This window comes from Pseudoalteromonas sp. TAE79 (genome assembly GCF_000498015.1).
Classification (GTDB): Bacteria; Pseudomonadota; Gammaproteobacteria; order Enterobacterales; family Alteromonadaceae; genus Pseudoalteromonas.
In genome coordinates, this window is record NZ_AUTL01000055.1 from 1 (window position 1) to 616 (window position 616).

General features: G+C 39.3%; 2 pseudogenes. Both read left to right on the forward strand.

The annotated features are described in order from the left end of the window. Window positions 1–92: 92 nt before the first annotated feature. A pseudogene (locus tag L655_RS1000000127115) lies at window positions 93–185 on the forward strand (Mobile element protein); the annotation flags it as partial. Window positions 186–277: 92 nt separating this feature from the next. Continuing rightward, window positions 278–616: pseudogene (locus L655_RS0101720) on the forward strand (Mobile element protein); the annotation flags it as partial.

Here is a 616-nt window from a genome sequence, read left to right on the forward strand (position 1 = left end):
CGTTAAATAAACTAGACACCCACTCTAAATTTTGCACTTTTAGAAGTTAAAGACTAGCCTTTGTTTAGTGTAAAAAACAAGCAGGGTGTCTTATGGCTATCGCGAGAAAGCGTCAAGTAAGTTTGGCTGATACAAAATACTACCACTGTATTTCGCGTTGCGTGCGCCGTGCATTTTTATGTGGCCGTTAAATAAACTAGACACCCACTCTAAATTTTGCACTTTTAGAAGTTAAAGACTAGCCTTTGTTTAGTGTAAAAAACAAGCAGGGTGTCTTATGGCTATCGCGAGAAAGCGTCAAGTAAGTTTGGCTGATACAAAATACTACCACTGTATTTCGCGTTGCGTGCGCCGTGCATTTTTATGTGGCGAAGACCACTTTACAGGTAAGTCTTACGAGCATCGACGAGGCTGGGTTGAAGACAAACTGCTTGAGTTAGCCAAGATATTTTGTATTGACGTATGTGCTTATGCCGTAATGAGTAATCATACACACTTAGTCTTGTATGTTGATGATAAAAAAGCGAATAGGTTAAATGATAAAGCGATTATTATTCGCTGGCATAAACTGTGTAAAGGCACCGTACTTACGCAAAAATATGTACAGGGTGAAAAG